Raw genomic sequence first — 18,691 nt, 5'->3', positions numbered from 1 at the left:
CTCCCGGTCCAGGACCGGGAGGGCGGCTCGGCGTCATGGCGGCGGCGTCCTCCGCCCGGACGCCGCCGCCCGGACCGGGGCGGCGGCGTCCCCGTTCAGTCGGTGGGGTCGGTCTGCGCGGCCCCGGGCCGCCGGGTGTCCGGCACCCGGTCGCCGAAGTAGTCGACCGGACCCACGTCGACGCCCGCCACCTCCGGACCCATGGTGACGAACGCGCCGCTCCCGCACCGCGGCACGAGGTTCTCCGCCCCCGCGGGGTCGCCGACGGGCACGGTCAGCGCCCGCAGGCACGGGTCGTCCTGGGTGCCTGCCGGATCGCCGTCGAGGATCTCCTGGCGGGAGGCCGTGCGCCAGTCGGCGAGGTCGGTGTAGCGCCGGGTCCCCCAGGTCAGGGACCAGGGACCCGTGCTGTGGTAGAGGTTGCCCCGCAGCTCGTGCGTGCCGGTGCGGTACGCCGACTGCGCGTCGACCAGGGGACCCCCGTCCGTGGCGAAGAGGTTGTCGTGCACCTCGACGCCCCGCATGCCGTCGCGGAGCCGCAGCGCCGGGGGCCGTGTCCCGGCCGCCTTCGCGGACGCGAGGCCGCGCGTCCGCATCACGACCGTGTTGTGGTAGATCTGCAGGTTCTTCATGCGGGTGCCGTAGGCGACGATGCCTCCGTACTCGGGGAGCTTGCGGGCGTCGTCCCAGCTCATGTTGAAGCGGACGACGTTGTCGCGGTGCGCGCCGGTCGCCTTTCCGGAGTAGACGAGGAAGCCCGGCCCGTCGTTGCCGTAGGCGAGGTTGTACTGCATGACGGAATGGGACACGTTGTTGTCGAGCCCGAACCCGCCGCCGTCCACCCGGGAGCCGGTCCGGTTGCGGTAGGAGCGGTTGTTCTCCAGGACGACGCGGGTGGAGTCGTACACCCAGATTCCCTCGGGACCCTCGTCGGCGCCGGCCGAGGAGCGCGCGCCGTTGTCGTGGGCCACGGAACGCGTCACCCTGGCGTCCCGTACGCTGCCGAGCGCGATGCCGCTCCCGGTGTTCCGCCGGTCGCTCTCCGGGTCGCCGGAGTTGGAGTACGCCGTCACCCGCTCGATCCGGAGCCCGGAATGCGCGTAGGCGGGGCGGTCCTCCTCGAACGCGGGTCCGTAGACGACGAGTCCGGCCTCCAGGTTGTGGTGCAGGGAGACCTTGCTGATGCGCACGTCGCTGTAGCCCGTGACGGCGCCGCCCTCGGCTCCGATGCTGATCCCGTTCTGGAAGCCGCGGGCCTCCACGTCCGTGATCCGGACGTGGTGGAGCTCCCGGCCTCCGGGGCGGGTGGCCCGGAGCGCGATCCCGACCCCCTCGCGCAGCGACGTGCGGTCGCCGGCCAGCGCGATGTTCCTGATCTCCACGCCCGCGGTGTCGTGCACGGTGATGCCGGAGGTGCCGCGGGGCGCGATCGTGGCCCGGCCCTTTCCGTACGACTCGATCACCACCGGCCGCGCCGGGCTGCCCGCCTCGCCCCGTTCCAGGGTGATCGCGCCGCGGAACCGCTGGCCGCCCTTCAGCCGGAGCCTGTCGCCCGGGCGGAAGTTCGCCGAGTTCGCGTGGTCGAGGGTCCGCCACGGTTTCCCGGGCGACATGCCGTCGTTCTCGTCGCTGCCGTCCGCGCTCACGTAGAACGTGTAGGGGCCGCCGGTGGCCGGCCGGGCGGGCCGGTAGACCCCCGGCACGTCGCACCCCGTCGACAGCAGCAGGAGCAGCGCGGCCGAGACCCCCGCCGCGGCTCTCGTCGTCCGGCTCCGGTTCACCGCGTTCACACGTACCCCCTGGGGACGTTCCGATACCGCATATGGGACATGAAGCAGCAGACTGTCAGAAAGGGCGCGGGAGAAACGCCGACAGGCGTGCGGCATCCGAGTCATGCCTGGCGCCCGCGCCCGGAGGGGCCCGCCGGCCCCGGTCCGGCGGCTCGGCGCCCCCGCGTCCACGGTCACCCTCGGTTACGCTGTTCCCTTCATGCCGGAGGCCGGCGGGAGGGGCGAGGCGCCGCCGAAGGGCCGCCGGGAGAGCGGGGGCCGGCCCGTCCGGAGCCCTAGGTCCTCCCCGGGGTCGCCGGTGGGGGATGCCGGGTTCCGCGCCCCCTCGGAAGCCGTCCGCGGCGTACGAGGACGAAGAGATGGGTGGCCTGGGAAAGTGTTGAACGAGGTCGTAGCGACCCGCTACGTCACGCCCTTGCGTGAGGGCGGATCGCTCCCCGGGATCGTCGAGGCCGACGATCTCGGCACGTATGTCATGAAATTCACCGGTGCCGGGCAGGGCCGCAAGACCCTCGTCGCCGAGGTGATCTGCGGGCAGCTCGCCCGGCGCCTCGGGCTCCGCGTGCCCGAGCTGGTCGCCATCGAGCTCGACCCCGTCATCGGGCTCTCCGAGCCCGACCAGGAGGTGCAGGAGCTGCTCAAGGCCAGCGGCGGCCTCAACCTGGGCATGGACTTCCTTCCCGGCTCCCTCGGCTTCGACCCGCTCGCGTTCGAGGTCGACCCTGCGGAGGCCGGGAAGGTCGTCTGGTTCGACGCGGTCATCAACAACGTGGACCGCTCCTGGCGCAACCCGAACATGCTCGTCTGGCACGGCGAGCTCTGGCTCATCGACCACGGCGCCACCATGATCTGGCACCACAACTGGCCGGGTGCCGCCGCCTCCGCCGCCAAGCCGTACGACGCCTCCGACCACGCCCTCGCCCCCTTCGGCCCGGACGTCGCCGCGGCCGCCGCCGAGCTGGCGCCGCTCGTCACCCGCGAGCTGCTCGACGAGGTCGCCGCCGACGTGCCCGACGAGTGGCTGGTGGACGAGCCCGGCTTCGACTCCACCGACGCGCTGCGCGCCGCCTACGTCGAGGCGCTGCTGTCCCGCGCCGCCACCATCCACGAGCGGATCACCCTCGGGCCGCGCACCGACCGCAGGCCGCAGCAGCCGCCCGGCTGGCTCGCCGAGCGCCTCGCCCCCCGGCCGCAGGCCACCGAGAACAGCGACAAGGACAGCACCACGTGACCGACCGCGATGTCTTCGAGTACGCGCTGCTGCGCGTGGTGCCGCGCGTCGAGCGCGGCGAGTGCTTCAACGCGGGCGTGGTCGTCTACTGCCGTGCCCGCTCCTTCGTCGCCGCCCGCACCCACCTCGACGAGGCCAAGCTGGCCGCCCTCGACCCGGCGGCCGACGTCACCGGCGTCCGGGCCGCCCTGCGCGCCGTCGAGGGCGTCTGCCTGGGCGGCGACGCGGCGGGGCAGGCCGCGGGGGACGACGCGGGCCGGCGCTTCCGCTGGCTGATCGCGCCGCGCTCCACGGTGGTCCAGCCCGGCCCGGTCCACACCGGTCTCACCGGCGACCCCGGGGCCGAGGTGGAACGCCTGCTCGACCTCCTCGTGCGGTGACGCGCCGCCTCCCGCGCGCGGAGTGACGGCGGAGTGACGGGGTGCACCCGGTGGGCCGTTGACACCGGGTGCCAGGGCTTCTAGCGTCTCGTCCTGCGGGCGATACTAAGCGGTCGCTCATGAGCCCGGGGAGAGCCCGGGACCCCTGAGGGCGAGGAGAAGCAAGCATGTCCACCACCGAGCAGCGCGTAGCCGTCGTCACCGGTGCCGCACGGGGCATCGGCGCCGCCACCGCGCTCCGCCTCGCGGCCGAGGGCCGCGCCGTCGCCGTCCTCGACCTCGACGAGGCGGCCTGCAAGGAGACCGTCGAGAAGATCACCGCGGCCGGCGGCCGCGCCCTCGCGGTCGGCTGCGACGTCTCCGACGGCGCCCAGGTGGAGGCCGCGATCGCCCGCGTCGCCGCCGAGCTCGGCGCGCCCACGATCCTCGTGAACAACGCCGGCGTCCTCCGTGACAACCTGCTCTTCAAGATGTCGGAGTCCGACTGGGACCTCGTCATGAACGTGCACCTCAAGGGCGCGTTCCTGATGGCGAAGGCATGTCAGAAGCACATGGTGGACGCGGGCTTCGGCCGGATCGTCTCGCTCTCGTCCTCCTCGGCGCTCGGCAACCGCGGCCAGGCCAACTACTCCGCCGTCAAGGCCGGCCTCCAGGGCTTCACCAAGACCCTCGCCAAGGAGCTCGGCAAGTTCGGCGTCACGGCCAACGCGGTCGCCCCCGGCTTCATCGTCACCGAGATGACCGCCCAGACGGCCGAGCGCGTCGGCATGGGCTTCGAGGACTTCCAGGCCGCCGCCGCCTCGATGATCCCGGTCCAGCGCGTCGGCCGCCCCGAGGACGTCGCCAACGCCATCGCCTTCTTCACGGGCGACGACGCCGGCTTCGTCTCCGGCCAGGTCATGTACGTGGCCGGCGGCCCGCTCAACTGACCCCGGCGCGGCGAGAGCAAGGAGAACGGGATGACCGCACAGCAGCTGCCGGAGCTTTCCGGCAAGGTCGCACTCGTCACCGGCGCCAGCCGGGGCATCGGCTACGGCATCGCCGAGGCGCTCGTCGCCCGCGGCGACCGGGTCGTCATCACCGGACGGGGTGAGGACGCCCTCAAGGAGGCCGTGGAGCGCCTCGGGGCCGACCGGGCCGTCGGGGTCGCGGGCAAGGCCCACGACCCCGTCCACCAGGCCGCCGCCGTCGCGGCCGCGATGGACGCCTTCGGCCGTGTCGACCACCTGGTGAACAACGCCGGCACGAACCCGGTCTTCGGTCCCCTCGCGGACCTGGACCTGGATGTGGCCCGAAAGGTCTTCGAGACGAATGTCGTCTCCGCGCTCGGTTTCGCGCAGCGGACCTGGCACGCGTGGCAGAAGGAGAACGGCGGCGCGATCGTGAACATCGCCTCCGTCGCCGGAATCTCCGCCTCCCCGTTCATCGGGGCGTACGGGGTGAGCAAGGCCGCGATGATCAACCTGACCCAGCAGCTCGCGCATGAATTCGCGCCGGTCGTCCGGGTGAATGCCATCGCGCCGGCCGTCGTGAAGACGAAATTCGCGCAGGCGCTCTACGAGGGCCGGGAGGCCGAGGCGGCCGCCGCCTACCCGATGGGCCGGCTGGGCGTGCCGGAGGACATCGGGGGCGCCGCGGCCTTCCTGACCTCGGACCAGTCGGGGTGGATCACCGGTCAGACGCTGGTCGTCGACGGGGGCATTTTCCTGAACGCCGGAGTCGGGTGACCGATTACCGGACACTTTCCGGATTCCCTGTCCGGATTGGCCCCGGTTGCATCTCGATTGCCTCAAGTGCCCCGCCGGGCTCGCCCATTGACCTGGCGGGGTACTGCGGTATCGTCGGCCGACCCCAGGCTGAACGAGGAGCGTGCACGTGTTCAACCGGACGAGTCTGCAGGCCGCTGCAGCCCTTGCGTCCATATCCCTGGTATCCGGATGCGGTGTTTTCTCGGATACCGAATCCGCCGGGGAGCAGAGGATCACGATCGGGACGACGAGTTCTCCCTCGACGCTCGATCCCGCGGCTTCCTGGGACAATTCCTGGGAGCTTTTCAGGAACGTCTACCAGACCCTGGTGAGTTTCCCGACGGGAAGCACCTCGCCGAAGCCGGACGCGGCCGAATGCAAATTCACCGACGCGTCCAGCCGGGTCTTCGAGTGCACGCTCTTCGAGGGGCTCAAGTTCTCCAACGGCCACACGCTCGACGCCAAGGCCGTGCAGCACTCCATCGAGCGCATCCGCACCATCGACGCCGAGGGCGGCCCCAACGGCATGCTCGGCTCGCTCGACTCCGTCGAGACGGTCGGCGACCGCACCATCGTCTTCAAGCTCAACAAGGCCGACGCCACCTTCCCCTTCGTCCTCGCCACCCCGGCGATGTCGATCGTGGACCCGGCCGAGTACCCGGCCGACCAGCTCCGCAAGAAGGACGGCAAGATCGCCGGCTCCGGCCCCTACGTCCTCGACGCGTACGAGGAGCGCAAGCAGGCCGAGCTGACCCGCAACCCGAACTACAAGGGCTTCGCCGACCGCAAGAACGGCGGCGTGACCATCAAGTACTTCGACCACTCGGAGGCGATGGTCAAGGCGCTGCGGGCCGAGGAGATCGACGCCACCTACCGCGGTCTGACCGCCGAGGAGGTGACCTCGCTCGAGGAGGACAAGGAGGAGAACAAGGGCCTCCAGCTCGTCGAGTCCACCGGCGCCGACATCCGCTACCTGGTCTTCAACACCGAGGACGAGTCCGTCGCCGACCCGGCCGTCCGCCGTGCCATCGCGCAGCTCGTCAACCGCGACGAACTGGTCAGCAAGGTCTACCGGGGCACCGCCGAGCCGCTGTACTCGATGGTCCCCAAGGGCATCGCCGCCCACACCACCAAGTTCTTCGACACCTACGGCCACCCCGACAAGGCCAAGGCGAAGAAGATCCTGCGCGAGGCCGGCATCACCAAGAAGGTCGAACTGAGCTTCTGGTACACGACCGACCGGTACGGCTCCTCGACGGCGGCCGAGTTCGCCGAGCTGAAGCGCCAGCTGGAGGAGTCCGGGCTCTTCAAGGTCACCATCCAGGGCAAGCCGTGGACCGAGTACCAGGCCGCCTACCAGCAGGGCGAGTACCCCGTCTTCGGCCGTGGATGGTTCCCGGACTTCCCGGACCCGGACAACTTCATCGCCCCCTTCCTCGGCAAGAAGAACGTCCTGGGCACGCCCTACCTGAGCCCGCGGATCACCGACGAGCTGCTGCCCAAGTCCCGCCGCGAGAGCGACCGCGGGGCCGTCACGGACGAGTTCGTCGAGGCCCAGTCGATCATGGTCGACGACGTCCGGCTGCTGCCCCTGTGGCAGGGCAAGCTGTACATCGCGGCCCGTGAGGACATCGGCGGCGGCGAGCGCGCGCTCGACCCGCAGACCGTCATGCAGCTGTGGGAGCTGCACCGCCGGGCCAGCTGGTAGGAGTCCGTACCGGAGGCCGCCGGGGCCCGCTGTCAGTGGGCCCCGGTAGGTTCCGTACCGGAACTGCCGAACCACCGGAGGTTGTGGACCGTGACCGACATCAACATGCTGCCCGAGTCCTGGCGGGGCGTCCTCGGCGAGGAGCTGGACAAGCCGTACTTCGCACAGCTCGCCGAGTTCGTCGAGCAGGAGCGGGCCGCCGGGCCGGTCTACCCGCCGAAGGACGAGGTCTTCGCGGCCCTGTCCGCCACCCCGTACGACAAGGTCAAGGTCCTGATCCTCGGTCAGGACCCGTACCACGGCGAGGGACAGGGCCACGGCCTGTGCTTCTCCGTCCGCCCCGGCGTGAAGACCCCGCCGTCGCTGCGGAACATCTACAAGGAGATGCAGACCGAGCTGGGCCACCCGGTCCCGGACAACGGCTACCTGATGCCGTGGGCCGAGCAGGGCGTCCTGCTGCTCAACGCGGTCCTCACCGTCCGCGCCGGCGAGGCGAACTCGCACAAGGGCAAGGGCTGGGAGAAGTTCACCGACGCGGTCATCACGGCCGTCGCCTCCCGCCCCGACCCCGCCGTCTTCGTCCTCTGGGGCAACTACGCCCAGAAGAAGCTGCCCCTCATCGACGAGGAGCGGCACATCGTGGTGAAGGGCGCGCACCCCTCGCCGCTGTCGGCGAAGAAGTTCTTCGGCTCGCAGCCCTTCACCCAGATCGACGCGGCCGTCGCCGCCCAGGGCCACGAGCCGATCGACTGGCGCATCCCCGACCTCGGCTGAGCCTCGGCGTGATCGGGCCCGCGGGCGGTTAGCGTCGGACCTCCACGCAGTGCGAGCGCCGGGAGGCCGCGGTGACCGAGCAGCAGCGGACGTCGGACGAGGGGGTCCTGACCAGGATCGGGCAGGCCAGGATGCTGCTCCACGGGGGCGACCGGGAGGAAGCCCGCAACCGCCTCGGCGACCTGTGGCAGCAGCTCGGGCCCGAGGGCGACCCCCTGCACCGCTGCACCCTCGCCCACTACCTGGCGGACGCCCAGGACGATCCGGACACCGAACTGGCCTGGGACCTGCGCGCCCTGAGCGCCGCCGAGGGGCTGGAGGACGGGCGGCTCGCCGCGCACGACCAGGCCGCCGCCCTCCGGGCCCTCTACCCCTCGCTCCACCTCAACCTCGCCGCCGACTACGCCAAGCTGCGGCGGCCGGACGCCGCGCGGGCCCATCTGGACCGGGCCCGCGCCGCCTCCGAGGCCCTCGACGACGACCGGTACGGGATGGGCGTCCGGGCCGCGATCGACCGGCTGGACCGGCGGCTCCGCGAGGGCTGAGCACCGGACTCAGCGCCGGTAGGCGTCCCGGCACAGCCCGGCCTGCACGCTCGCGGGGTCCCAGCCGCCGTACCGCTCGCCCAGGTCGCACACGTCCTTCACGGTGACCGGCGGTGCCTCCCGCGGCGGCTCCGCCGCCCGGCCGGCATCCCGCGTTTCGGGCACGGCGGGGGAGGGGACCCGGGCCTCGGGCCGGGCCGTGGCCCGCCGGGGCGCGGACGCGGAGGGCTCGGGCGAGGGGGCACGGGACGGTCCGGCGCCGCCGGTGGCGCGGCGGGTCTCGCCGCGCGGCGGGGCGGCGGCGGGCGCCGGGGACGGGAGGGCCGCTTCGAGCGCTTCCCTGGCCGGTCCCTGGAGGACGATCTGCGGCGCGACGTCCTGGGCGGGGCGTACGGGATCGGCGGTGGGCGCGGAGGCCGGCACGGGCGCCGGAGGCGGTCCGTCGACGGCCACGCACCCGGTCAGGGCGGCGGCGACGGCCGCTCCGGCCAGGAGGCGCGCGGGGGTTCGGGTTCGGTCCACCCGCGCCACTCTGCTGGTCCCGCGGCGATCTTCGAACCCCTACCGGCGGGGAATGCCCCGCACGGGTGAGCGCCCGGTCACCCCGCTTGACCGGGTCCGGCCCCGGGCCGGGCGTCAGGCGCCGGTGGCGCCGTCGATCCGCTGGCGGATGAGGTCGGCGTGGCCGTTGTGCCGCGCGTACTCCTCGATCATGTGGAGGTAGATCCAGCGCAGGTTGATGAGGTCGCCGGTGCGGTGGTGGGAGCCCTCGCCGAGGTCGTCCAGGGCCCGGCCGGACGCGAGCGCGCGAGCGTGGGCGATCTCCGCCTGCCAGGTGGCGTACGCCTCCTCGTAGCTGTCGTCCTCGGTGGTGTGGATGTCCCGGTCGAAGTCCTCGTCGGTGGCGTAGAGCCAGGGGGTCTCCTCGCCGCCGAGGACCTTCCGGAACCAGCCGCGCTCGACCTCGGCCATGTGGCGGACCAGCCCCAGCAGGCTGAGCTCCGAGGGCGGGACGGAGACGGTGCGGAGCTGCGCGTCGGTGAGGTCCGCGCACTTCAGCGCGAGGGTCGAGCGATGGAAGTCGAGCCACTGCTCCAGCGCCTGGCGCTCGCCGGTGGTGGTGGCGGGCCAGACGCGGTCGGGTGCCGCGGTGTGATCGCTGCTCATACGGGGCATCGTGACGGACCGTCGGGGCCGCCGCCAGCGGTTTGCGGCGACGGCCCGGTGAGCATCCCGCGCAGCAGTTCGCCGAAGCCGGTCCGCAGTTCCGCGCGGCTCGGCACGGCCGAGTGGAAGGAGCCGGCGGCGCAGGAGAACATCAGCCCCTCGCACCAGGCGATGACCGAGAGCGCGTGCCGCTCCGGCTCGGGCGAACCGGCGCCGCGCATCATCGCGGTCACCGGGTCGTGGAAGGCGGAGCCGGTCCGGTCGAAGAAGCCGCGCAGCTCGGGGCGGCGGGTCGCCTCCAGGGCCAGCTCGTAGCGGGAGACCAGCAGCGCCCGGTGATCGGTCAGATAGCGGTGCAGCGCGAGCGCGAGGGCGTCCGCGAGGACCCCGGGGCCGGCGCCGGGCGGCGGCAGCTCGTCCGGGGTGAGGACCCGCGCCTCGCGCTCGGCCTGCCGCCGTACGGCCGTCTCCAGCAGGGCCTGGCGGGTGCGCGCGTGATTGGAGGTCGAGCCCTGCGGCAGCCCGGCCCGCTCGTCCACCGCGCGGTGGGTCAGCCCGCGCATCCCGCGCTCCACCAGCAGGCCGAGCGCCGCGTCGCCGATCCGCTCGGCGCGGGTCGGGGGAGCGGTGGCGGCCTGGTCGGGGGTGTGCGCGGTCATGGGGACAACCTACCCATCGCTTCTCGACTACACCTGTAGTACGGTCGGAACGTCCGGCCGACTACACCTGTAGTACAGGGTGGGCGACCGGCGCCGGAGAGCGCCGCCGCCGTCCGTGATCCGCCCGACCCGCCCGACCCGAGGGAGCAGTCATGACACCGCACCGTGCCGTCGTCCTGGGAGCGGGCATCGGCGGCCTCACCGCCGCCGTCGCCCTCCACCGGCGCGGCTGGAACGTCACCGTCCTCGAACGCGCCGACGACCTCGCCCCCGTCGGCGCCGGCATCGGCCTCGCCCCCAACGCCCTGCGCGCCCTCGACGTGATCGGCCTCGGCGACCGCGTCCGCGCGCTCGCCGCCTGGCAGGGCGACGGCGGGATGCGCTCCCCGGACGGACGCTGGCTCGCCCGCACCGACGCCCGCGCCGCCGCCGCCCGCTTCGGCGACCCCCTCGTCCTCCTCCACCGCGCCACCCTCGTCGAACTCCTCGCCTCCGCCCTCCCCGCCGACACGGTCCGCACCGGCGCGCCCGCCACCCTCGACCACCCCGGCGACGCCCGCACCCCCGCCCGCGTCGCCACCCCCGACGGCGTCCAGGAGGCCGAGCTCGTCGTCGCCGCCGACGGGATCCGCTCCGCCGCCCGCGCCGCGCTCTTCCCCGCCCACCCCGGCCCCCGCTACTCCGGCTGCACCACCTGGCGGCTCGTCGTCCCCGCCCCCGAGCGGCCCTTCGCCCCGCACGAGACCTGGGGCGCCGGCCGCCTCTGGGGCACCCAGCCCCTCAAGGACGGCCGGATCTACGCGTACGCCATGGCCGCCGCGCCCGCCGGCGCCCACGCCCCCGACGGCGAGCGGGCCGAACTCCTCCGGCTCTTCGGCGACTGGCACCACCCCGTGCCGGAGATCCTCGCCGCGGCCGACCCCGCCGGGATCCTGCGCCACGACGTCCACCACCTCACCGACCCGCTGCCCGCCCACCACCGGGGCCGTACCGCACTCATCGGCGACGCCGCGCACGCGATGATGCCCACCCTCGGACAGGGCGGGAACCAAGCCATCGAGGACGCCGTCGTCCTGGCGCACCACGCCCGCACCCCGGCCGCCTTCGACCCCGGCCCGGCGCTCGCCGCCCACACCGCCGACCGGCTGCCCCGCACCACCGCCCTCGTCCGCAAGGCGGCCCGCACCGGTGCCCTCACCCTCGTCTCGGCCCGCCCCGCCGTCGCCCTGCGCGACACCCTCGTCCGGACCGTCTCGCGCTTCGGCCCCGGTTTCGTCCTCCGCGGCTTCGACGGCATCGCCGACTGGCGCCCGCCGACCGCCCCGGAGAGCCGTCCCGCGTAAGCTGACCAGCGCGAACGGCCCCCGTGCCACGGGCCGTCGGACCACCGCAGAGGGAGACCCCGTGAAGATCGGCTGCATCGGACTCGGCGACATCGCGCAGAAGGCGTACCTGCCCGTCCTCGCCACCCTCCCCGGGACCGAACTCCACCTCCAGACCCGCACCCCCGCCACCCTGGACCGGGTCGCCGACACCCACCACCTGCCGGCCGCGCGCCGCCACCGGGACCTCGACTCGCTGCTCTCCACCGGTCTCGACGCGGCCTTCGTGCACGCCCCCACCGCCGCCCACGCCGAGATCGCCACCCGGCTCCTCGACGCCGGCGTCCCCACGTACGTCGACAAGCCGCTCGCCTACGACTACGCCGACTCCGAGCGCATCGTCGAGCTGGCCGAGAAGCGGGCCGTCTCCCTCGCCGTCGGGTTCAACCGCCGCCTCGCCCCCGGCTACGCCCAGTGCCTCGACCACCCGCGCGACCTGATCCTGCTGCAGAAGAACCGCATCGGGCTCCCCGAGGACCCGCGCACCCTGGTCCTCGACGACTTCATCCACGTCGTCGACACCCTCCGCTTCCTGCTCCCCGGCGAGGCCGACCACATCGACGTCCGCGCCCGGGTCCGCGACGGCCTCATGCACCACGTGGTGCTCCAGCTCTCCGGCGACGGCTTCACCGCCATCGGCATGATGAACCGGATGAACGGCTCCACCGAAGAGGTCCTGGAGGTCTCCGGCCAGGACACCAAGCGTCAGGTCGTCAACCTCGCCGAGGTCGTCGACCACAAGGGCCAGCCCACCGTCCGCCGCCGCGGCGACTGGGTGCCGGTCGCCCGGCAGCGAGGCATCGAGCAGTCCGTGCTGGCCTTCCTCGACGCGGTCCGGGACGGCCGGACGCTCAGCGCCCGCGACGCCCTGCTCACCCACGAACTGTGCGAGCGCGTCGTCCGCGACTCCCTGGAGCAGGCCGCCTGAACGCACCGGCCCCCGCGGCCGCGCACACGGCGCCGACCACCGCGAACGCCCCGTACACCGGCCAGTCGCCCCAGCGGGCGTACGCCGTCGTCGACTCCGACAGGGGCAGTTCCCGTACGACGGCGGCGCTCGCGTCCGTGCCGACGGGCGGTCCCACGCGGCGTCCGTCGGGGCCGTACGCGGCGCCGACCCCGGTCAGCGTCGCGTGCACCACGGGGCGGCCCGTCTCCGCCGCCCGCAGCGCGGCCAGCGACGCGTGTTGTGCGGGTGCCCAACTGTGCTGGAAGGTGCTGGTCGCGGACTGCACCACCAGCAGATCGGCTCCGTCCCGGGCCAGGCGGCGGCTCATGTCGGGGAACGCGGACTCGAAGCAGACCAGCGGGCCGACCGTGAGCGGCCGCTCGCCGTCGGGCAACCGCATCACGACCGGTTCCGTGCCCCGGCGCCGGTCCTCCGTCGCCGCCTTGCCCACGGAGGTCGCCCAGCCGAGCAGCCCCCGGGCCGGCACGTACTCGCCGAACGGCACGAGCCGCATCTTGTCGTACCGGTCGCCGGTGGGCCCGTCGGGCGCGAACAGCAGCGCGCTCTTGTAGATGCCGGGACGGTCCGCCCGCCGCGCGTCCACGTTCACCAGCAGCGGCGCGTCCACCGTCCGCGCCAGCGCGGTCAGCCGCGCGGTGAGCGCCGCGTCACCGGCCGGGTCCCGGCCCACCCCGCTCTCGCCCCACACCACCAGGTCGAGCCGCTGCCCGGCGAGGCCGCGGGTCAGCTCCGCGGCCCGGTCGAGCCGTCGCTCGGCACCGTCGGTCCCGCCGTGCACCCCCGGCTGCACCAGCGCCACCCGCACCACTCCGGCCGGCCGCGGCGCACCGACGCCCCACGCCGCGGTGCCCGCCACCAGCGCGCAGGCGGCGAGCCCCGCCACCCCCACCACCCGCAGCCCCGGCACGGCGATCAGCAGCACCAGGGCCGTGTTCACCGCCACCACCAGCAGGCTCACCAGCCACACCCCGCCCACCGAGGCCAGACGCAGCGCCGGCGGGACGTTCCACTGGCTCGCGCCGAGCAGCCCCCACGGCCCGCCCAGGCCCTCCCACGACCGCACCAGCTCGATCATCAGCCACCCCGACGGCACCGCGCACAGCGCCGCGGCGGCCCGCGCCGGGGTCGGCGCACCGCCGAGCAGCGCCCGCGCGAGCACGCCCCACGGCAGCCAGAGCAGCCCCAGCAGCACCGCCATGACCAGCAGGAACACATGGACGCTCGGCAGCAGCCAGTGGTGCACGGCCAGCAGGAAGCCGATGCCCCCGCACCATCCGTCCAGCGCCGCGCGCCGCGCGCCCGGGGCCGTCCGGATCAGCAGCAGCCAGGGCACCAGGGAGACGTACGCCCACCACCACAGCCCGGGAGCGGGGAAGGCGAGCGCCGGCAGCGCGCCGAGGACGACGGCGAGCAGCGACCGGAGCAGGCCCGCCGTCCGCCGGGGCGTGACGTCCCCGGCGTCCGGCTCCGCGCGCCCGATGGGGTTCCGCATCCGTGCCTCCCGCCCGTCGCCTCCAGTCTGCGCCCGTCCACCCGGGCGGGCCCGGCCAGGGGAGCCGGCGCCGTGTTCCTCCGCGATGCCCGGCGGGGGAGCCGGCGCCGTGTTCCTCCGCGCCGCCCGGTCAGGGGCCTGGCGGTGTTCCTGCGCGATGCCCGGCCGGAGGATGCGGCGCCGGTGTTCCTCCGCGCCGCCCGGTCAGGGGAGCCGGCGCCAGCGTTCCTCCACGACGACGGAGCGCAGCCGCCAGCCGTCCGGGGTGCGCCGGGCGGCGAAGGCGTACCGGCCGCCGCAGACGAAGTCGTCGCCGGAGGTCATCCGCATCGGGTTGACGTAGTCGGCGCGGACGTCGGCCGTGTCGCCGGTCTCGGGATAGCCGCCGGGCCGGTGCAGGGTGACCCGCCGGTTGACGATGAGGTGCTGGCGGACGGGGAAGAGCGCCATCGTCCCGGCCAGCCAGTCGGCCACCTCGCCCGCGGGTCCCTCGACGCCGCCGGAGCCGGTGTAGTCGGCGCGTCCGTCGGGGGTGAAGAGGGCCCGGTAGGCGGTCCAGTCGGCGTCGTCCACGGCTGCCGCGTATCCGGTGACCAGGTCCTCCACGGCGAGCCGGTCCATCACGTTCGCGAGGTCCACGCGCTGTGTCATCGCCTCAGTGTCGGGCAGCGGGCGTGCCGCGCCAAGAGGCGTGCGCCCCCTGTCCCGAACGACGGTCATACTGGCCGGATGCGCATCGACGTCGACCCTGCCCTGACCGAACCCGTCTCCGTCTACCGTCTGCTGACGGCGACGGTCGTCCCCCGGCCGATCGCCTGGGTGTCCACGGTCTCCGCCGACGGCACGGACAACCTCGCCCCGCACTCCTTCTTCACCATCGCCTCGGCGAACCCGCCGGTCGTGCAGTTCACCTCCGTCGGCCGGAAGGACTCGCTGCGCAACGTGGAGGAGACCGGGGAGTTCGTGGTGAACCTCGCCCCCGAGGGGCTCTTCGAGCAGATCAACGCGACGGCGACGGACTTCCCGCGCGGGACGAGCGAGTTCGACGCGTGCGGCGTGGAGCGCGAGCCGAGCCTCCGGGTGAAGGCACCGCGCGTGGCCGCCTCCCCGGTGGCCCTGGAGTGCGAACTGCACAGCACGCTCCGGATCGGGGACTCGACGGTGGTCTTCGGGCGGGTCGTGCACGTGGCCGTCGACGAGGCGTACATGACCGACGGCCACCCGGAGATCACGCGGATGCGCCCGCTGACCCGGCTGGGGAAGAACGAGTGGGGCACGTTCGGAGGCGTCCGCGAGATCGCCCGCGTGCCGTACGCGCGCTGAGAGACGGAAGGGGCGGGCCCGCGTCCGCGGGCCCGCCCCTTCCAGGCGTGGTGGGGCGGGTCAGCCGCCGGACTCGCCCGCGTGCGGGCTGAGGACGTCCGTGCCGACCAGGACGAACAGCAGGATGCCGAGCGCGATGCGGTAGTACACGAACGGCATGAAGGACTTCGTGGTGATGAACTTCATGAACCAGGCGATCACCGCGTAGCCGACGCCGAAGGCGACGATCGTCGCGAAGATCGTCGGGCCCCAGGAGACGTGCCCGCCCTCGCCCGCGTCCTTCAGCTCGAAGACGCCGGAGGCGAGCACGGCCGGGATCGCCAGGAGGAACGAGTACCGGGCGGCGGACTCGCGGGTGTAGCCCATGAGCAGACCGCCGGAGATGGTGGCGCCGGAGCGCGAGACGCCCGGGATCAGGGCCATCGCCTGGCAGAAACCGAAGATCAGGCCGTCGCGGACGCCGAGGTCCTTGAGCGTCTTGCGCTCCTGGATCGCGCGGTGCCGGCCGCCGATCTCGTCGCGGGCCGCGAGCCGGTCGGCGATGCCGAGGACGATGCCCATCACGATGAGCGTCGTGGCGATGAGCCGCAGATCGCGGAACGGACCCTCGATCTGGTCCTTGAGCGTGACGCCGAGGACGCCGATCGGGATGGAGCCGACGATCACCAGCCAGCCCATCTGGGCGTCGTGGTCGGAGCGCATCGACTTGTCCGTCAGCGAGCGGAACCATGCCGTGACGATCCTGCCGATGTCCTTGCGGAAGTAGATCAGGACGGCGGTCTCGGTGCCGATCTGGGTGATCGCCGTGAAGGCGGCGCCCGGGTCCTCCCACCCGGCGAAGGCGGCGGTCAGCCGGAGATGCGCGCTGGAGGAGATGGGAAGGAACTCCGTCAGCCCCTGGACGAGTCCGAGGATGAACGATTCGAACCAACTCATGGAGCTTGGGCCGTCCCGGTATGTACGAGTGCGGTCAGAAGGTCGAGCGCACTGTACCGCCCCAAGGTGACGTGTTCGTGATCAGGTGGCGTCGGCGGCGGGGCCCGCGGTCGTCCAGCCCGGTGAGCGCACGTCGGAGCGCGGGCTCGCGCGGTCGGCCTCGCCCCCCGCAGTGGGCGCGGACCACGACCGGGCTCAGCACGGCGCCGCAGCGGTGCTCCAGCACGACTGGCCGGTCGTCGGCGTTGAGGTGGCGGTCGCCCCGGGCCATCAGGGTCAGCAGGACCGGCTGGAGCTCCTCGCCAGCGGGCGTGGCGCGGTACTCGTACCGCGGCGGCCGCTCGCTGTACGCGACCTTCTCCAGGATCCCCGCCTCGACCAGGCGGTTCAGCCGGGCGGTGAGCACGTCGCGGGGCGCCCCCGGTTCCTCGCCCGGCAGCAGGAGACCGGCGCCGACCCGGCCAGGGTCGACGCGCACGGCGGCGCGATCGCCCTCGGCCACCCCCTGGGCGCCAGCGGCACCCGCCTCACCACCACCCTGGTCCACGCCCTGCGCGCCCGCGGAGCCCGATACGGCCTCCAGGCCAGGTGCGAGACCGGCGGACTCGCCCACGCGATGATCGTCGAGGCGCTGTGAGTGAGGAGGGCGGGGGCGTGGGGGCGGCCGTGCGAGGGCGGCTGTGCGGAGCGGCGGTGTGAGGACGGACGGGCGGGTGCGGGCGGCCGTGCGACGGCGATCCCGTGAGGGCGTCCGGGTGACGACGACTCCGTCACGTCGGCCGTGCGACGACCGTCTCTAGGGGGCGGCCACGGGCTCGCGTCCGGCCGCTGCGGCGGAGGCCGCCGGCGGCACTGCGGGGGCGGGGCGCCGCAGGGCGTGCCGCTTCCGCCAGGCCACCACGGCCGCCGCGAGGCCCGACACCAGGATGAAGCCCGCGGAGATCAGGAACGCGGGCGAGCCCGGCTCGCCCGCCTGGGCGCCGGCGACCACGTAGGCCGCCGTGTTCGGCACCGTGCCGATCGCCGTCGCCAGCAGGAACGGCAGGTACCCCATCCGGGAGACCGCCGCGCAGTAGTTGGCGGCGGCGAAGGGCACGCCCGGGAAGAGCCGGATCGCCAGCATCGAACGGAAACCGTGCCGGCTCAGCTGCCCGTCCGCCGCCCGCAGCCACCGGCCCTTGACCAGCGGCCGCAGCGCGTCCTGCCCCAGCACCCGGCCCAGCGTGAACGAGATGCCCGCGCCCAGCACCGTCCCCGCGACGGCCGCGGTGAGACCGGCCGCGGTACCGAAGAGCGCGCCCGCCGCCAGGTTCAGCACCGGCCGGGGCACGAACGCCGCTGTACACAGCCCGTACGCCAGCGCGAAGAGCAGCACCGCGCCCGCGCCGCCCGTCTGCGGCCACCCCGAGGACAGCAGGCGCTGCGGTTCGTACAGCAGCACCAGGGACGCGGCGGTCAGCAGGACGAGCGCGAGCAGCGAGAGCCGCGACCGGGGCGAGAGCAGGGCCCGGGAGCAGCGGACGGCGAACGGGTCCGTCGGCCGGGGCACGGGAGCGAGCATCCCGGGAGAGTAACGGACACCTCCGTATGATCGCCGTAATGTGCGCCATGTCCGCCCCCGAACCAGCGGGGAGCCACCCCGCCCCCGGCCCCCGACGCGCCGCCTCCGGCCCCGACCTCGTCGAGTCCGGCCCCGACCGCGCCGCCTCCGGCCCCGACCGCGCCGCCTCCGGCCCCGACCTCGTCGAGTCCGGCCCCGACCGCGCCGCCTCCGGCCCCGACCTCGCTGGTTCCGGCCGGGTGTCGGCCGAGGGCCGATCCGTCTCCGGCCGGGTGTCCGCGCCGGGCCCGGGCGTCGGGTCCCCGCGCCGCGACGTCCCGGACCGCGAGCTCCCCGACAGCGAGCTCGCCGACACGGTCCTGGGCCGGCTCACCACGCTCTACCCCGCCGCGGGGAACCCCTTCCGCGCGCAGGAGATGGTCGCGTACATGAAGGGCGTGGCGCCCTTCCTCGGCATCCGGACACCGGAGCGCCGCGCCCTCTCCCGCACCGTCCTCGACGGCACGCCCCGGCCCGGCGAGGACGACTGCGCGGCCGTCGCCCTGCGCTGCTTCGCGCTCCCCGAGCGGGAGTACCACTACTTCGCCGTCGACTACCTGCGGCGGCACGTGAAGCGCTGCTCGTCCGCGTTCCTGCCGGTCGCCCGCCGTCTCGTGACCACCGTCTCGTGGTGGGACACCGTCGACCACCTCGCCGCCCACGTGGTCGGCGGCCTCGTCGCCGCCGACCCCGCGCTCGCGGGCGAGATGGACGTCTGGATCGACGACGAGGACCCCTGGATCGCCCGCACCGCCCTCCTCCACCAGCTGCGGTTCAAGGAGGACACGGACGCCGACCGGCTCTTCACCTACTGCCTGCGGCGCGCCGCCGACACCGACTTCTTCCTCCGGAAGGCGATCGGCTGGAGCCTGCGCGAGTACGCCAAGACCGCCCCCGGCGACGTACGGGCCTTCGTCGCGGACAACCGTTCCCTCTTCTCGCCGCTCTCCGTCCGCGAGGCGCTCAAGCACCTGTGAGCCACCCCG

At 73.8% G+C, this 18,691-nt stretch carries 20 protein-coding genes and 1 pseudogene; 12 read left to right on the top strand and 9 right to left on the bottom strand.

The features are described 5' to 3' along the window. Nucleotides 1-95: 95 nt before the first annotated feature. Nucleotides 96-1,790: a right-handed parallel beta-helix repeat-containing protein gene (locus ACFVU3_RS26605; protein WP_390069992.1), complete on the bottom strand. Its 1,695-nt coding sequence runs from the start codon at nt 1,788-1,790 to the stop codon at nt 96-98. 376 nt (nt 1,791-2,166) lie between these two features. Between ACFVU3_RS26605 and ACFVU3_RS26600 the strand changes: the two genes are divergently transcribed. The 7 genes from ACFVU3_RS26600 to ACFVU3_RS26570 all read left to right on the top strand — a co-directional run bounded on the left by ACFVU3_RS26600 (nt 2,167) and on the right by ACFVU3_RS26570 (nt 8,176). After that, on the top strand, nt 2,167-3,021 hold the full coding sequence (locus tag ACFVU3_RS26600; RefSeq protein ID WP_390069990.1) for a HipA family kinase: 855 nt from the start codon (nt 2,167-2,169) through the stop codon (nt 3,019-3,021). Further along, on the top strand, nt 3,018-3,401 hold the full coding sequence (locus ACFVU3_RS26595) for a DUF3037 domain-containing protein (RefSeq protein ID WP_390069988.1): 384 nt from the start codon (nt 3,018-3,020) through the stop codon (nt 3,399-3,401). The genes ACFVU3_RS26600 and ACFVU3_RS26595 overlap by 4 nt, the downstream gene beginning before the upstream one ends. A 167-nt stretch (nt 3,402-3,568) precedes the next feature. Beyond that, complete coding sequence (gene fabG / locus ACFVU3_RS26590) at nt 3,569-4,330, top strand: 3-oxoacyl-ACP reductase FabG (RefSeq protein WP_390069986.1); 762 nt, start codon at nt 3,569-3,571, stop codon at nt 4,328-4,330. A gap of 30 nt (nt 4,331-4,360) precedes the next feature. Beyond that, entirely contained in the window at nt 4,361-5,128 is a 768-nt protein-coding gene (locus ACFVU3_RS26585) for an SDR family oxidoreductase (RefSeq protein ID WP_390069984.1), read from the top strand. 148 nt (nt 5,129-5,276) lie between these two features. Further along, nucleotides 5,277-6,857: an ABC transporter substrate-binding protein gene (locus ACFVU3_RS26580; protein WP_390069982.1), complete on the top strand. Its 1,581-nt coding sequence runs from the start codon at nt 5,277-5,279 to the stop codon at nt 6,855-6,857. 90 nt (nt 6,858-6,947) lie between these two features. Then, complete coding sequence (ung, locus tag ACFVU3_RS26575) at nt 6,948-7,631, top strand: uracil-DNA glycosylase (protein ID WP_390069980.1); 684 nt, start codon at nt 6,948-6,950, stop codon at nt 7,629-7,631. Between the two features lie 71 nt (nt 7,632-7,702). Next, nucleotides 7,703-8,176 carry a hypothetical protein gene (locus tag ACFVU3_RS26570; RefSeq protein ID WP_390069978.1) on the top strand — a complete coding sequence of 158 codons (474 nt, stop codon included), beginning with the start codon at nt 7,703-7,705 and terminating at the stop codon, nt 8,174-8,176. A gap of 9 nt (nt 8,177-8,185) precedes the next feature. Here the strand turns inward: ACFVU3_RS26570 and ACFVU3_RS26565 are convergent, their stop codons facing one another. From ACFVU3_RS26565 to ACFVU3_RS26555, 3 genes are all read right to left on the bottom strand, one after another. Then, a complete protein-coding gene (locus tag ACFVU3_RS26565) occupies nt 8,186-8,698 on the bottom strand; it encodes a hypothetical protein (RefSeq protein WP_390069976.1) in 513 nt (170 codons plus the stop codon). 114 nt (nt 8,699-8,812) lie between these two features. Beyond that, nucleotides 8,813-9,352, bottom strand: a complete 540-nt coding sequence (locus ACFVU3_RS26560; protein ID WP_390069974.1) for a DinB family protein — start codon at nt 9,350-9,352, stop codon at nt 8,813-8,815. Further along, entirely contained in the window at nt 9,340-10,002 is a 663-nt protein-coding gene (locus ACFVU3_RS26555; protein WP_390069972.1) for a TetR/AcrR family transcriptional regulator, read from the bottom strand. The genes ACFVU3_RS26560 and ACFVU3_RS26555 overlap by 13 nt, the downstream gene beginning before the upstream one ends. Nucleotides 10,003-10,154: 152 nt before the next feature. Between ACFVU3_RS26555 and ACFVU3_RS26550 the strand changes: the two genes are divergently transcribed. Both ACFVU3_RS26550 and ACFVU3_RS26545 read left to right on the top strand, forming a co-directional pair. Next, a complete protein-coding gene (locus tag ACFVU3_RS26550) occupies nt 10,155-11,345 on the top strand; it encodes an FAD-dependent monooxygenase (RefSeq protein ID WP_390069970.1) in 1,191 nt (396 codons plus the stop codon). 61 nt (nt 11,346-11,406) lie between these two features. Continuing rightward, nucleotides 11,407-12,312 carry a Gfo/Idh/MocA family protein gene (locus ACFVU3_RS26545; RefSeq protein ID WP_390069968.1) on the top strand — a complete coding sequence of 302 codons (906 nt, stop codon included), beginning with the start codon at nt 11,407-11,409 and terminating at the stop codon, nt 12,310-12,312. On the opposite strand, the gene lnt is transcribed toward ACFVU3_RS26545, so the two are convergent. Together lnt and ACFVU3_RS26535 are read right to left on the bottom strand one after the other, a co-directional pair. Further along, nucleotides 12,257-13,846: an apolipoprotein N-acyltransferase gene (lnt, locus tag ACFVU3_RS26540; RefSeq protein ID WP_390069966.1), complete on the bottom strand. Its 1,590-nt coding sequence runs from the start codon at nt 13,844-13,846 to the stop codon at nt 12,257-12,259. The two genes, ACFVU3_RS26545 and lnt, sit on opposite strands and share 56 nt — an antisense overlap. Before the next feature lie 204 nt (nt 13,847-14,050). Beyond that, nucleotides 14,051-14,497 carry a nuclear transport factor 2 family protein gene (locus ACFVU3_RS26535; protein ID WP_390069964.1) on the bottom strand — a complete coding sequence of 149 codons (447 nt, stop codon included), beginning with the start codon at nt 14,495-14,497 and terminating at the stop codon, nt 14,051-14,053. 78 nt (nt 14,498-14,575) lie between these two features. On the opposite strand from ACFVU3_RS26535, the gene ACFVU3_RS26530 reads away from it, so the two are divergent. After that, complete coding sequence (locus ACFVU3_RS26530; protein WP_390069962.1) at nt 14,576-15,169, top strand: flavin reductase family protein; 594 nt, start codon at nt 14,576-14,578, stop codon at nt 15,167-15,169. A 60-nt stretch (nt 15,170-15,229) separates the two neighbouring features. Here ACFVU3_RS26530 and ACFVU3_RS26525 read toward each other — a convergent pair whose 3' ends face one another. Together ACFVU3_RS26525 and ACFVU3_RS26520 are read right to left on the bottom strand one after the other, a co-directional pair. Continuing rightward, nucleotides 15,230-16,105 carry an undecaprenyl-diphosphate phosphatase gene (locus ACFVU3_RS26525; protein WP_390069960.1) on the bottom strand — a complete coding sequence of 292 codons (876 nt, stop codon included), beginning with the start codon at nt 16,103-16,105 and terminating at the stop codon, nt 15,230-15,232. A 34-nt stretch (nt 16,106-16,139) separates the two neighbouring features. Next, on the bottom strand, nt 16,140-16,511 hold the full coding sequence (locus tag ACFVU3_RS26520) for a winged helix-turn-helix transcriptional regulator (protein WP_390069958.1): 372 nt from the start codon (nt 16,509-16,511) through the stop codon (nt 16,140-16,142). Between the two features lie 21 nt (nt 16,512-16,532). Here ACFVU3_RS26520 and ACFVU3_RS26515 point away from each other — a divergent pair. Continuing rightward, a pseudogene (locus ACFVU3_RS26515) lies at nt 16,533-16,742 on the top strand (steroid 3-ketoacyl-CoA thiolase); the annotation flags it as partial. Between the two features lie 159 nt (nt 16,743-16,901). On the opposite strand, the gene ACFVU3_RS26510 reads toward ACFVU3_RS26515, so the two are convergent. Continuing rightward, on the bottom strand, nt 16,902-17,666 hold the full coding sequence (locus tag ACFVU3_RS26510) for a TVP38/TMEM64 family protein (RefSeq protein ID WP_390069956.1): 765 nt from the start codon (nt 17,664-17,666) through the stop codon (nt 16,902-16,904). Nucleotides 17,667-17,938: 272 nt separating this feature from the next. Between ACFVU3_RS26510 and ACFVU3_RS26505 the strand changes: the two genes are divergently transcribed. Continuing rightward, a complete protein-coding gene (locus ACFVU3_RS26505; protein ID WP_390069999.1) occupies nt 17,939-18,682 on the top strand; it encodes a DNA alkylation repair protein in 744 nt (247 codons plus the stop codon). Nucleotides 18,683-18,691: the final 9 nt, after the last annotated feature.

The organism is Streptomyces sp. NPDC058052, assembly GCF_042885515.1.
Lineage (GTDB): Bacteria > Actinomycetota > Actinomycetes > Streptomycetales > Streptomycetaceae > Streptomyces.
Note: the sequence above shows the minus strand (reverse complement) of the source record. Positions and strands in the feature narration are given on the sequence as shown.

Coding starts and splice junctions, on each gene's coding strand:
- ACFVU3_RS26585 (WP_390069984.1), top strand. CDS start 4,361: ATGACCGCACAGCAGCTGCCGGAGCTTTCCGGCAAGGTCGCACTCGTC.
- ACFVU3_RS26510 (WP_390069956.1), bottom strand. CDS start 17,666: ATGCTCGCTCCCGTGCCCCGGCCGACGGACCCGTTCGCCGTCCGCTGC.
- ACFVU3_RS26555 (WP_390069972.1), bottom strand. CDS start 10,002: ATGACCGCGCACACCCCCGACCAGGCCGCCACCGCTCCCCCGACCCGC.
- fabG (WP_390069986.1), top strand. CDS start 3,569: ATGTCCACCACCGAGCAGCGCGTAGCCGTCGTCACCGGTGCCGCACGG.
- lnt (WP_390069966.1), bottom strand. CDS start 13,846: ATGCGGAACCCCATCGGGCGCGCGGAGCCGGACGCCGGGGACGTCACG.
- ACFVU3_RS26530 (WP_390069962.1), top strand. CDS start 14,576: ATGCGCATCGACGTCGACCCTGCCCTGACCGAACCCGTCTCCGTCTAC.
- ACFVU3_RS26535 (WP_390069964.1), bottom strand. CDS start 14,497: ATGACACAGCGCGTGGACCTCGCGAACGTGATGGACCGGCTCGCCGTG.
- ACFVU3_RS26550 (WP_390069970.1), top strand. CDS start 10,155: ATGACACCGCACCGTGCCGTCGTCCTGGGAGCGGGCATCGGCGGCCTC.
- ACFVU3_RS26525 (WP_390069960.1), bottom strand. CDS start 16,105: ATGAGTTGGTTCGAATCGTTCATCCTCGGACTCGTCCAGGGGCTGACG.
- ACFVU3_RS26560 (WP_390069974.1), bottom strand. CDS start 9,352: ATGCCCCGTATGAGCAGCGATCACACCGCGGCACCCGACCGCGTCTGG.